Source organism: Arthrobacter sp. Leaf337 (assembly GCF_001423745.1).
GTDB lineage: Bacteria > Actinomycetota > Actinomycetes > Actinomycetales > Micrococcaceae > Arthrobacter.
In genome coordinates, this window is the sequence record NZ_LMPC01000007.1 from 23377 (window position 1) to 35589 (window position 12213).

The 12213-nt window shown below is 66.9% G+C and carries 14 protein-coding genes; 6 read left to right on the plus strand and 8 right to left on the minus strand.

What is annotated here, in order from left to right; translation table 11 throughout:
* Positions 1–15 precede the first annotated feature (15 nt).
* The 3 genes from ASF98_RS07235 (at position 16) to asd (ending at position 2706) form a co-directional block, all read left to right on the plus strand.
* Positions 16–672, plus strand: a complete 657-nt coding sequence (locus ASF98_RS07235; RefSeq protein ID WP_055799559.1) for a hypothetical protein — start codon at positions 16–18, stop codon at positions 670–672.
* Positions 662–1150 carry a hypothetical protein gene (locus ASF98_RS07240; protein ID WP_055799562.1) on the plus strand — a complete coding sequence of 163 codons (489 nt, stop codon included), beginning with the start codon at positions 662–664 and terminating at the stop codon, positions 1148–1150. The genes ASF98_RS07235 and ASF98_RS07240 overlap by 11 nt, the downstream gene beginning before the upstream one ends.
* 413 nt (positions 1151–1563) lie before the next feature.
* The gene (gene asd, locus ASF98_RS07245; protein ID WP_055799565.1) at positions 1564–2706 is read left to right on the plus strand and encodes an aspartate-semialdehyde dehydrogenase; all 1143 of its coding nucleotides are present in this window, start codon (positions 1564–1566) and stop codon (positions 2704–2706) included.
* Here asd and ASF98_RS07250 read toward each other — a convergent pair.
* Entirely contained in the window at positions 2703–3818 is a 1116-nt protein-coding gene (locus tag ASF98_RS07250; protein WP_055799567.1) for a winged helix DNA-binding domain-containing protein, read from the minus strand. The two genes, asd and ASF98_RS07250, sit on opposite strands and share 4 nt — an antisense overlap.
* Before the next feature lie 103 nt (positions 3819–3921).
* On the opposite strand from ASF98_RS07250, the gene ASF98_RS07255 reads away from it, so the two are divergent.
* A complete protein-coding gene (locus ASF98_RS07255) occupies positions 3922–4413 on the plus strand; it encodes a hypothetical protein (RefSeq protein ID WP_055799570.1) in 492 nt (163 codons plus the stop codon).
* A gap of 11 nt (positions 4414–4424) precedes the next feature.
* On the opposite strand, the gene ASF98_RS07260 is transcribed toward ASF98_RS07255, so the two are convergent.
* From ASF98_RS07260 to ASF98_RS07275, 4 genes are read right to left on the minus strand one after another with little or no spacing between them, the layout of a single operon-like run.
* Positions 4425–5492 carry a UDP-N-acetylmuramate dehydrogenase gene (locus tag ASF98_RS07260; protein ID WP_055799573.1) on the minus strand — a complete coding sequence of 356 codons (1068 nt, stop codon included), beginning with the start codon at positions 5490–5492 and terminating at the stop codon, positions 4425–4427.
* A gap of 37 nt (positions 5493–5529) precedes the next feature.
* Positions 5530–6810 carry an MFS transporter gene (locus ASF98_RS07265; protein ID WP_200939322.1) on the minus strand — a complete coding sequence of 427 codons (1281 nt, stop codon included), beginning with the start codon at positions 6808–6810 and terminating at the stop codon, positions 5530–5532.
* A 27-nt stretch (positions 6811–6837) separates the two neighbouring features.
* Positions 6838–7290, minus strand: coding sequence for a MaoC family dehydratase (locus tag ASF98_RS07270; protein ID WP_082506753.1), 453 nt, complete (start codon positions 7288–7290; stop codon positions 6838–6840).
* A 2-nt stretch (positions 7291–7292) separates the two neighbouring features.
* A complete protein-coding gene (locus tag ASF98_RS07275) occupies positions 7293–7772 on the minus strand; it encodes an FAS1-like dehydratase domain-containing protein (protein WP_055799579.1) in 480 nt (159 codons plus the stop codon).
* 163 nt (positions 7773–7935) lie between these two features.
* Here ASF98_RS07275 and ASF98_RS07280 point away from each other — a divergent pair, with 163 nt between their 5' ends.
* Both ASF98_RS07280 and ASF98_RS07285 read left to right on the plus strand, forming a co-directional pair.
* Positions 7936–8334, plus strand: coding sequence for an ArsR/SmtB family transcription factor (locus ASF98_RS07280; protein WP_055799582.1), 399 nt, complete (start codon positions 7936–7938; stop codon positions 8332–8334).
* A complete protein-coding gene (locus ASF98_RS07285) occupies positions 8331–9995 on the plus strand; it encodes a SulP family inorganic anion transporter (RefSeq protein ID WP_442854031.1) in 1665 nt (554 codons plus the stop codon). Before ASF98_RS07280 ends, ASF98_RS07285 begins: the two co-directional genes overlap by 4 nt.
* Here ASF98_RS07285 and ASF98_RS07290 read toward each other — a convergent pair.
* The 3 genes from ASF98_RS07290 to ASF98_RS07300 all read right to left on the minus strand — a co-directional run bounded on the left by ASF98_RS07290 (position 9985) and on the right by ASF98_RS07300 (position 12082).
* On the minus strand, positions 9985–10209 hold the full coding sequence (locus ASF98_RS07290) for a DUF3188 domain-containing protein (protein ID WP_055799585.1): 225 nt from the start codon (positions 10207–10209) through the stop codon (positions 9985–9987). The genes ASF98_RS07285 and ASF98_RS07290 overlap by 11 nt on opposite strands.
* Positions 10210–10244: 35 nt before the next feature.
* Entirely contained in the window at positions 10245–11138 is an 894-nt protein-coding gene (locus ASF98_RS07295) for a DUF2797 domain-containing protein (protein ID WP_235505673.1), read from the minus strand.
* A gap of 74 nt (positions 11139–11212) precedes the next feature.
* Entirely contained in the window at positions 11213–12082 is an 870-nt protein-coding gene (locus ASF98_RS07300) for an HpcH/HpaI aldolase/citrate lyase family protein (protein WP_055799588.1), read from the minus strand.
* Between the last annotated feature and the right edge of the window lie 131 nt (positions 12083–12213).

The window sequence follows — 12213 nt, forward strand, 5'->3', positions numbered from 1 at the left end:
AGAGGGAATGCAACTATGACCGAAGTACAGGCAGTTGAGGACATGTCACTGGGATTCGGCATTGCAGACATGGCCTACCTTCTGCAACTCCAGAACACCCAGGCATCGATCACCAGCGCGGCAATGCTTCGCCTCAGTGATGAAGCCAAAGAGGCAGGACTCGCACGTGCCGGCCTGTCATCCCTCATTGCGCGCGGACTCGCCAAGGTGGCGCCTGACTCTGCCGTGAGCTTCGATCCGCGCATCGATGTTGTTGCCTACACCGTCGCGAATGCCGTGCGGTGGACTCAACTGGATCTCCTGCAGTCAGCCGAAGTGGGAGATACTGTCCTTCAGATCGAGTCCGACAAAACAAGGCTCCTGCTTCAACCGAGGACCATGTTGACATGGTTCGCCGTGCCTCAGGATCCCGTTGTGTCACCGGAAGCGGCTGGATCGTATGTGATCGCCCAGCACCTCCTGGAACACCCGGACGGCGGTGTGCGCATCCGTACCACCGGGCCTGCAGGGTCGGCAGAACTTCTCGTGCGCCGGGACGAGGACCACTGGGTTTACGCCCCGTTGGACGGTGACGTAGTCGGCACGCAGGCAATTGCCGCCGATGAGGCTGGCTTGACCGGCGCCCTCCGCGAACTGCGGGCCACCACCGGAAATGCTGCCCATGGAGAATAAAACAGCCACCAGGCGAAGAATCGATCGCGCGTACTACTTTGCCCAAGACACAGAACGCAGAATATTCGCTTACACACGTGCGGAATGGGGCCTTGGTGGTGCCCAGCCTTTCGGCAACTACACAGCACGCAACGTCGTCACTATGGGCCTGGTGGTTGCTGGCCTGACCATCCCAGCACTCGCAGCTCCCCTGTTCCTGATCATGGGGATCATCGGGCTGAACATTGGCGCAATACTGCTTTCCCTGGTGTGCACGCTATTGTTCACGGGCGGTTGGTTACTCAGCGTCCAGTCCCTGCGAGGAGAGCTCCTTGCGCGCAGGCTTCGTCGTGAACGGGGGCTGCCTAAGCCCTATGTGATTGTCACCGATGATCAGGCCAGGCAGTGGTTCACGGCCTATCCGGGCAATGTCTCCGTCACGAGGGACAATTTCCCGGAGAGTACATACCCCTTTCCGGGCGAAGAACACGAAGGCTGAATACACGGCACCCTTGGCTAGGAATTCTCTGTGAAACCTGATCGACCTGTTTTCCGGCGACCTGCCGGCACCCCATAGGACCAAACCGATTCAATGTGCGCCAGTACGAGGAGCAGCATGGTCCCGGAGGTGTTCCGGAAGGCTACGCGATGGCTGCCATAACACCGTTGCAGAGCCCGCGACTGATCATCGCGGTTGGCGTCTTTCTTGTGTTTATGTCGGGAACCATGACGTATGGGGGCGCCTCCCCAGGCAGAACGGGAAACAATCGAATTGCCCACCAGGCGCAACTCTGCGAGGGACTGAGTCCGCCTGACCGCTTCGGGGAGGGCCTGCGTGGTTCCGCATTGCCGTCCGCCGGACCGTGACGTAACCGACTGCGCCGTGCCGGTTCCGAAGTCTAAACTGGTCGAATGACTACAGCAGCTACCCCCTCCGTCGGCCTGGTCGGATGGCGCGGCATGGTCGGCTCCGTCCTGATGCAGCGCATGCAGGACGAAGGCGACTTCGCCAACATCAACCCGGTGTTCTTCTCCACCTCCAACGCCGGAGGTGCCGCCCCGACTCTCGCCGGCTCTGCCGCGGGCGCGGCCGGCAAGCTCGAGGACGCGTTCGACGTCGACACGCTGGCTAAGCTGCCGATTATCGTCACCGCCCAAGGCGGCGACTACACCAAGCAGGTCCACGGCGAGCTGCGCAGCCGCGGCTGGGACGGCCTCTGGATCGACGCCGCCTCCACCCTTCGCATGAACGACGACTCGATCATCGTGCTGGACCCCATCAACCGCGACGTCATCGACAAGGGCCTCGCCAACGGCACCAAGGACTTCATCGGCGGCAACTGCACCGTGTCCTGCATGCTGATGGGGCTCGGCGGCCTGTTCAAGAACGGCCTCGTCGAGTGGGGCACCTCCATGACCTACCAGGCTGCCTCCGGCGGCGGCGCCCGCCACATGCGCGAACTGCTCAGCCAGTTCGGCACGCTCAACGCCGAGGTCAGCTCGGAACTGGATGACCCGGCGTCGGCCATCCTGGAAATCGACCGCAAGGTCCTGGCGCACCAGCGCACCGACATCGACGCGACACAGTTCGGCGTCCCGCTGGCCGGCTCCCTGATCCCCTGGATCGACGCGGACCTGGGCAACGGCCAGTCCAAGGAAGAGTGGAAGGCGGGCGTCGAGACCAACAAGATCCTCGGTACCGCCGGCGAGAACCACATCATGATGGACGGCCTGTGCATCCGGATCGGCGCCATGCGTTCGCACTCCCAGGCCCTCACCCTCAAACTCCGCGAAGACCTCTCCGTGGCCGAGATCGAGAAGCTCCTGGCCGAGGACAACGAGTGGGCCAAGGTCATTCCGAACACCAAGGAAGACTCTATGGCGGGCCTCACCCCCGTGGCCGCTTCCGGCACCCTGGACATTCCCGTGGGCCGCATCCGCAAGCTCGAAATGGGCCCGGAATACATCAGCGCCTTCACCGTGGGCGACCAGCTCCTGTGGGGCGCCGCCGAGCCGCTGCGCCGCATGCTCAACATCGCCACCGGTACGCTCTAGCCGAGGAACTTCACGTACCTTGCGGCCTGCAGCTCAAATGACTTTTGGGCCGCGGGCCGCAGTCCGTTAACCGTGTCGAACGGTTCAGGCACGACGGCGGCCGTCCGGCCGGATCCTTTCCGCGCCCACGTACCGATCACTTCCCCGCCGGCCACAATGGTCTTCTTGAACATCCCGTTGCCGCCGGGGACCACCTTTTGGGCGTGTTCGGGCGGCAGGACCAGTGACCGGTCCGTGTAGCCCAGCAGGAACTCGTCGAACCCGGGCAGCGCCAGCACGGAGCGCTGGCCTGGAACGCCGTCGTCGAGCAGCGCCGCGGTGGCGGGCGCCATCCAGTAGCTGGCTCCCTCGAACTCCAGCTCGACGAGCTGGTCCTTCACGGCCGCCAGCGCGCTGCGGACCTCCGTCACCGGGGTGCTGGACCACCAGGCGAAGTCGCGCTCCGTGGCCGGGCCGTGGCTGAGCATGTACCGCAACGCCAGCTCAGCGATACCCTCGGCGCGGTCCAGTTCCCGGGATTTCGCAATCCACTCGTCGAACGCCTTGATGAGCTGTTGGTTCCCCGCGAGCGGTCCCTGGACGAGCCAGGCCCGCTGGCACAGGACCCCCAGCAGGTGGATGCCGCGCTGGCCAACCGTGGACTGTCCCGCTGCTTCAAAAGCCGCGAAGAGCTCCTGGCGGGTGGCCGCTCCGCCGCCCGAGACGAGTTCCAGCGCCGCCTCCCGGGCAACGTCCACGTCGCGGGCAGCAATCTCCAGCTCGCGGTGTCGCCCGCCCATTCCGCGCAGCAGGCGGTCGGCCGTGATGTCCAGGATCCACCGCAGGTCCTCGGGGGCCAGCAGGTGGAGTGTCCCGCGCATGGGCCACGAGCGGACAACCAGCCCTTCGTCCAGCGCAGACCGTACAGCGTCAACGCCGGCGTTGGGGACCCTCAGCCCCACGGCCCACAGGGCCGCCTGCAGGTCCTGGGCCTGCATGGCCGTCATCCACCGCACGGCCTCCGGCGGCGAGTCGAACCCCGGCGGCAGCAGTCCCTGCGCGGCCAGGCGCAGCCGTCCGATGACGTGCCGGGTGACCCTTGTCCTGACCTTGGTCCGTTCGCCAACTCCCATAGCCCCATCGTAGGTCGCGTGCGGGGCGATGCGGGTCTGGGGTCACTGGCAGTACACCGCAGGCTCCCAGCCGTTTTACAGCCGGGGTCCCTACGCTGGGTGGATGACCATCGGAGAGCTCTGGCCGCACCTGCGGCCCCTGTGCCGGGCCCTTGCCCTGCTGGGCTGGGTCACCAGTGCCGCCGGAATGGGCGCAGGGCTCTCCATCGCCGTTGCCGGCGGAACAAGCCTCTCCCCCACCGTGCAGGCCCTGCAGTTCTTTTCGGCCGTGAGCATGGGAGTTGCCGTCCTTAGCTTTATCGCGGCCGCCCTGCTCCAGCCCCGGCACCGCGGCTGGCGCGCCGTTGACCACGAGGGCGGCGGTGGCGCCCCTGAGCCGGGCAGCGAGATGCCGCCGACTGTCAGGAGTTTCCTGCTGGCTGCCTTCGCCCTGCTGGCGGGCGCTGTGGTGTTCGCCTGCGCCGGGCTGGTCCTCCGCAACGGCCCCAGTGCGCAGTCCGTGGCGTTTTGCCAGGTGTTCCTGCTGGGTGCAGCGGCATCGGGGTTCACGTTCATGCTGTTCAGCAAGGTAGTTCCGCGCCATAGCGGGAACTGAGCGGGTGGTCCCTAAAGGTCGATCCCGATCAGCAGCGGTTCCGGGTGCAGTTCGATGCCAAAACGTTCGACGACGCCGGCCCTCACCTCACGTGCCACGGCCACCATGTCGGCCGCGCTCGCACCACCCCGGTTGGTGATGGCCAGGGTGTGCTTGGTGGACAGCGAGGCCCGCCCGCCGGAGACGCTCCCGGCTTCCAGCCCGTATCCCTTCCCGAACCCGGCATGGTCAATCAGCCACGCGGCTGACAGCTTCACCAGCCCGTCAGCTCCGGCCGGATACCGGGGAGCGTCCGCGGGGAGCGAATCGGCCGCTTCCGCGGGGACGATCGGATTGGTGAAGAACGATCCCGTGGAAAAGGTGTCGCGGTCCGCCGTATCCAGGACCATGCCCTTGGACGCCCTGAGCCGCAGGACCTCCCGGCGCACGTCATTGGAGTACGCCCTCTTTCCAGGCTCAACGCCAAGGGACCTCGCAAGCTCCGCATACCTGATGGGGGCGCTCATCCGTCCCAGCGGCAGCTGGAACTCGACCGTGAGCACCACGTAGCGCGGGGAACCCTGGACCGTGGTCTGCTTCAGGACCGAATCCCGGTACCCGAACTTCAGCTCCGAATTCGTGAACGTACGGACGGCGTTCCGTTCCCGGTCCCAGGTCCGGACGGCGGCAATGGTCTGGGATACGTCCGAGCCGTAGGCGCCCACGTTCTGCACGGGTGTGGCACCGGTGGACCCGGGGATGCCGGAAAGTGCTTCGATTCCGGACCATGCGTGGCGCACGGCATGCTCCACGAGGGCGTCCCAGTTATGTCCGGCCTGGACCACGACGGCGACGCCGCCGCAGGAATCCTCGGCGGTGACGGTGAAGCCCCCAGAGGCGATCCGGAGCACCGTGCCGGGGTACCCGTCGTCGGAAATGAGCAGGTTGGACCCGCCCGCGATGATCAGCAACTGCCCACCGGCGGCGTCTGCGGTGCGGACGGCGTCGATAATTTCCGGCTCCGTGCGCGCTTCGATGTAGTTGCCGGCGGGACCGCCGACGGCGGCAGTGGTCAGGTCGGAAAGCAAAGTCTGGGTCACCTGTCCAGCCTATCGGTCATTCGGAAGGGACCGGGATTCAGGAAAGTTTCTTGGCCACCGGCGAAAGCAGGAAACTGACCACAAGCATCACCATCACGGCAAGCAGGGAGTGGAGGATGCCCACGTGTTCGGCCAGCAGCCCCAGGAGGGGAGGCCCGCACAGGAACGCGCCGTAGCCGATGGTGGACACTACGGAGACGCGGGCAGCGGCTTTGACCGGATCATCGGCGGCCGCGGACATGCCGACGGGGAAACCGAGGGAAGCTCCGAGGCCCCAGACAGCCAGCGCCACGAAGGCCAGCCACGGCACGGGGGCGAACACGAACAGCCCCAGTCCGGCGACTGCCAGTGCTGCGCACCAGCGCATCACGGGAACCCTGCCAAAACGGTCCAGGACCAGGGTGCCGGCAAAACGGCCGATGGTCATGAAGGTGACGAACAGCCCGTAGCCTGCTGCTCCGGCAGCGTCCGTCTGCCCGTGGCCGTCCGCCAGGGCCAGCGCCACCCAGTCGCCGGCCGCCCCTTCGGCAAGTGCGAGCCCGAGGACCAGCACGCCCAGCAGCAGCGTGCGCTTGTCGCGCCAGGCCTGGGCGATCAGGCGTTTGTTGTCCAGCGGCTGCTCCGGGACGGCGTCCGTCTGCCGGACGATCGGAATGGGCCCGGTGGACGGGTCCTCGAACGTGTCTGTCCCGGAGGCCTTGAACGGGCGTTCGCCTTGGACCGGAGTGATGTCCGCGCGGAACCAGGAAGCGGCGGTTGCCACCGAGCCGGCAACCAGGAGGCCGCCGGCGGCCAGGTGCCAGAACACGGGAATGCCAGCGCCCGCGGCCCAGGCGCCGAGCCCGGCCCCGGCCACCGTTCCGAGGCTGAAGGACCCGTGCAGCCGGGGCATGATGTGCCGGCGGACGGCGCGTTCCACCGCGGCGCCTTCGACATTGGACGCTGTATTCCAGCTGGCGGTGCCCAGCCCGATGACCGCCAGGCCCGCGGCAACCGCCACCGGGCTGGCGAGCACGGACGTGCCGAATCCGGCCAGCAGCAGCCCGACGCCCACCATGATGCTGCCGATCCGGATGGTCCGCTTGGAGCCCAGCCGAAGGACGATGAGCCCCGAAGCCGAGACGGAGAGAAAAGAGCCGGCGGTCATGCAGAGCAGGAGCAGTCCGACGGTCCCCGGTGTCAGGTCCAGTCCGTCCCTGATGGCCGGGAGCCGGGACACCCAGGTGGAAAACGCGATTCCGCTGGCCCCGTAGGCCACCACCACGGCGTTCCGCCAGTGGGTGATCTCGGCAGACGGGACGAAGACGTCCTTGCTCACGGCAGCATCCTCGTCAGGCACACCGTGTCACGCAAGCCTGACGACAGCCTGGGCCTTCACAAGGACCTTCTGTCCGGCGTAGACCACGGTGAGGTCCACGCGGACGGTGCCCGCATCGGCGTCAAGCGCGCCAATGGCGCCACTGACCTCGATGACGGCCCCCGGTTCGTCTGTGCCGGTGGTGTCCGAGACCAGGACCGGCTTGGTGAAGCGGGTCTGGTAATCAACGACGGCGGCGGGGTCGCCCGCCCAGTCGGTCACCAGCTGGACTGCGGCCCCCATGGTGAACATGCCGTGGGCAATAACGCCGGGCAGCCCCACACCGGTAGCGAAGGCTTCGTTCCAGTGGATCGGGTTGAAGTCGCCGGATGCGCCGGCATACTTCACCAGGTCCTGGCGGGTGACGGTGATGCTGCGGCCGCCGATCTCCTGGCCGACGGCGAGATCCGAGAGAACGGGGGCGATGGATGTTGTGCTCATGGTTACTGTCCCTCTCCGCGGACCAGGATGGACGAGGTGGTGGTGGAGACGGCCTCCCGGGAAACGCCCGAGCCTACTGTGCCGTCGCCGGTGAGAACGAAGATTTCTGAACGAGTGGTGATCATCGCACCGCCGCCCATGGCGCGGACACCGTCCACGTGCAGCTCTGCAACGAGCCTGTCGCCGGCAACAATCGGGCGGTGGTGGACAAAGCGCTGGTCTGCGTGGACCACTCGGGAGAAGTCAATGCCGGACTCCGGATCCTCGATCAGCTGGGCGTCCGCGCGCTGGGCAATGATGATGGCGAAGGTGGGCGGCGCCACGAGGTCGCTGTGGCCAAGGGCTTTGGCTGCTTCCAGGTCGAAGTGCGCGGGATGGGTGGCCTTGACCGCCCTGGCGAACTCGCGGATCTTCTCGCGGCCGACGTCGTACACCTCTGCGGCAGGGTAGCTACGGCCCTGCAGATCCGGATTGATAGTCATGGCCTCAAGCCTATCGCTCCCCCGCCGCAGGACGGCGGCCGGTTACGAGGAGAGGGCAGGCTGCCGCCCGCCCCAGGTCGCGGTATGATGAATTCATCATTTCATCAATTCGCGCGAAGGCCTCCCCACCGGCTGCCGCAAAACCAGTCGACAGCGGGTCCCCATGATTTCCCCGGCACAGGCACCTTTGTATGAAATCAAGGCCAACCTCTTCAAGGCCCTGGCCCATCCGGCGCGCATCAGGATCCTTGAGCTGCTTTCAGCCGCCCCGGACACCGCAGCCCCGGTCAGCTTCCTCCTGGCCGAAACGGGGCTGGAGGCCTCACACCTTTCCCAGCATCTGGCAACGCTGCGCCGGCACAGGGTGGTGACCTCGGTCCGCTCCGCGAATGCAGTGACTTACCGCCTGGCCCACCCCAAGATCGCAGAACTCCTGGCCATTGCCCGCACGTTCCTGCTGGACACCCTCGCGGACACCAATGAGCAGCTCCGCCTGGCGCAGGAGCTGCCTGGCGGGCATCTGGCCGGCCCTGGCGCTCAACTGTCCGGTCCGTCCTCGTGAGTGGGCTGCGCACACTGCGGGCGTTCCTGCCGTCCCGCCGCGACTACGACGGGCTGCGGTCCTCGTGGAAGTCGGACCTCACCGCCGGCATCACGGTCGGGATTGTGGCACTCCCCCTCGCGCTGGCCTTCGGCGTCAGCTCGGGCGTGGGTGCAGAAGCCGGGCTGATCACGGCAGTGGTGGCCGGACTGGTGGCCGCCGTCATGGGCGGGTCCAATGTCCAGGTGTCCGGCCCCACTGGCGCCATGGTGGTGGTCCTCGCCCCCGTGGTAGCCAGCCACGGTGCCGGCAGCATTCCGATTGTGTCGCTGCTGGCGGGGCTGATGGTTTGCGCGCTGGGCATCAGCGGACTGGGCCGCGCCGTCGCCTTCATCCCCTGGCCGGTGGTGGAAGGCTTCACTCTCGGCATTGCCGCCATCATCTTCCTCCAGCAGGTGCCCCTGGCCACCGGAACAGCGGGCATCCCGGGCCACAACACCCTCGTTGCGGCAGTCGAAGCCGCCTCGGGGGCGGCGTTCCCCACCGTCATCCAGACCCTCGCCGTGGTGGCGGGTGTGGGCGCCGTGATGTTCCTGCTCCCTAAGCTGAACAAAGCCCTGCCCGCGAGCCTGATCGCGGTTCTGCTGGCCACCGTGGCCGCGGAAATGCTTGGGCTGGACATCCCCCGAATCGGCGAGCTGCCGCATTCCCTGTCCGCGCCGTCCATGCCTTCCCTGGACGCGTCGACGCTGGGCGGGCTGCTGATGCCCGCGGTCTCCATCGCGGCGCTCGCCGCCATCGAGTCCCTGCTCTCCGCGCGGGTGGCGGCCGGAATGGTTGGGCCTGACGGGAGGCCCTCGGGGGTTTACCGCCCCGACCGTGAGCTCACGGGACAGGGACTGGCGTCCGTCGCGGCGGGGTTCTTTGGTGGAATGCCGGCCACGGGTGCCATCGCCCGGACCGCAGTCAACGTCCGGTCCGGCGCGAAGACCCGGCTCGCCGCGATTGTTCACGCGCTCGTTCTGCTGGCCATTATCTACCTGGCGGCCGGTCTGGTGGGGAAGATCCCGCTCGCGGTACTCGCCGGCATCCTGATGGTCACCGCCACGAGGATGGTCTCGACGCATACGGTGACAGCGATCATGCGTTCCACCCGGGCGGACGCCTTCGTGTTTGTCCTGACGGCCCTGATCACTGTTGCGTTCGACCTGATCGTGGCCATCGAGATCGGGCTCATCGCTGCGGCCGTCTTTACGCTGCGGAAATTCGCCTCGCTCAGCAGGGTGAAGCGCGAGGAGGTTCCGGGACCGCATGTGGAGGGCGACAAGCACATCGCAATCTTCAGGCTGGACGGCGCCATGTTTTTCGGGGCGGCGGAACGGATCCTGCAGGAAATAAGCGAGGTCAAGGACATCCAGGTGGCCATCATCCGTCTGTCGCAGGTTCGGATGCTGGATGCCACGGGAGCGCACGCGCTGGTGGAGGTCATCTCAGCCCTGGAACTGCGCGGGATCACCGTTCTGCTGAAGGGCGTCCAGCCGGAGCACCTGGAACTGGTGACGAACGTGGGCGTGATCCGGTCCCTCCGGCACCACAAGCACCTGTTCACTTCGCTGCCGGCCGCCGTGGAGCACGCCCGGAGCCATGTCCTGCGGAACGCGGCCGCTACCGCTACCGCTTGAGGTTCTTCCGGATCTGCTGGCCGCGCACCACGATCCCCACAACGTGCAGGACCAGGCCGACGCCGATCACCGGCAAGGAGGCCACGGCGAGGCCCTGGTTGCCGGACGTGTTGCCCACCAGGTTGAGGACAATGCCAACGGCGATCAGGCCCATGGCACTGAAGACGAGCACTTTGTAGGCGGTGGACGCGGTGGCCCAGAATTCAGTCAGCACCGTCCCATTCTAGGTGCCGGGCCTACGTGCCAGCTTCAGAACAAAGACTCCTGCACCGCCGGCACCTCCGAGGAATGGTGGTCGCCGAGCTCCACGGTCCGCGCCTTCAACCGGCCGAGGTTCACCACGAACTCCAGGTCGGCGCCATCCAAGGCCGCCACCGCGATGCTGCCGCTCACTGCGGCAATGCGGAATCCATGTGCTCCGGCGTCCAGGTCATGCGGGTAGGCGTGCCGTGGCGCCGGCGTGCACGCGGCGTCGGCCAGTCCCGGCCGGGCCCACCGCTCGTCCACAGTTTCGAAACCTTCGACGCCGGCACGCAGCAGCAGTGCGCGGGCCTCGCCGGCCAGCCGCCGGTTCAGTGCATCCAGTTCGACGGCGCGTGCCGGGGCCACCAGCGCAGCGGCCTTGGCCGCCGAACGGACCTGCTGCGGCAGGCCGGCGTCGCGGGTCAGCATGTCTTCAAGAATCCGGACCACCCTGCCGTCGTCCGCGCGGGCCACATACCGGGCCACTACCGCCCCCTGCTCGGCTAGCCGGTTCCACTTCCGCAGGTTCGAGGCAGTGCCCACCTTGCTGGCGCCGTTGGCGAACGTTGCCACATACAACCAGTGCTGCTGCATTAGGTAGGCGCGAAGCCCCTGGGGTACACCGCCGCCGCGGTGGAAGTCGTGGATGAGCCGGAAATCGTCCACCACGAAGCAGCGCTCGCACTGACTGCCTTTGACGGCCGGCGCCTTGGCCGGGCAGAGAACGTGGTCCCGGCGGGCCGGGCCGTGCACCTTATGGTGCCCAAGGCAGGACTTGCCACCGGCGGCGACGCGGAATCCCAGCCGGCTGCCGGCGTCGAGCTCCAGCTCCCGGAAACCGCCGGAAGGATCCTGCAGCCGCAGGACCGGGCGTCTGTGAAAAACCCGGCGGGGCACCATCCCAAAAGACCCCGTGCACCAGATAGCAGGTATCGGTCACGGGGTCTCCTTTGGCTGGCTGGCTGCCGGGGGCGCTAGAGCGCCGGCTGCACCCCAAAGGCTACCGCGAGCTTCATGATCTTCTCGGCGCGGCCCAGGCGGGGCAGGTCGGAACCGTCGCGGATGACGCGGCCGTTGGCCTCGAAGTCGGCCATGAAGTCCGTGGCCCAGGCGACATCCGACGGCGTCGGGCTGATGACTTCGTTGATGACGTGGGTCTGGTCAATGGCCAGGCAGAGCTTGCCGGTCATGCCCATCATCACCGTGATGCCCGTCTGCTCGCGCAGGATCGGGTGGTTGGTACCGACGGTGGGGCCGTCGATGGGGCCCGGGAGGTTGCCCACCCGGCTGGCAACAACCAGTTTGGCCCGCGGGTAGGCCATGGCCTCGGGGGTGGCCGCCATGCCGGTGTCGCGGCGGAAATCGCCGGAACCGAAGGCCAGCCGGAAGGCGCCCTGGGCCTTGGCGATGTTGTTGGCTTCCTCGATGCCGACGGCGGACTCCACCAGCGGAATCACGGGGGTTTTGCCGTCCATGCGGTGGAAGCTCTCGGTGACCTGGTCCGCGGACTCGGTCTTGGCCAGCATGATGCCGAGCAGGCCCGGGGTGCCGCGCAGCCCGGCGAGGTCCGCAGCCCAGAACGGGCTGGTGGCGTCGTTGATGCGCACCCAGGCCCGGCCGCCGGCGGTGAGCCAGTTGATGACGTGCTCGCGGGCGGTGTCCTTCTGCGAGGGGTCCACCGCGTCTTCGATGTCCAGGATGATCGAGTCCGCGCGCGACATGGCCGACACGTCAAAAAGCTCGGGCTTCATTGCGTTCACCAAAAGCCACGAACGGGCAATTTCGGCGGGGATGTTTCGTTCGGGCCGTGCGGTGTCGACGGCAGCGGAGGTAGAGGTGGTCATACTCCTACCGTATCCGCCCGGCATGCCCTAACGCGAAGTAACAGCTGTCCGCCCTGGAACAATACCGCGAACAATACGACCAAAATCCGGCACGTCCGGCGCGTCAAAGTCCTTCACGGGCCGTTACGGGG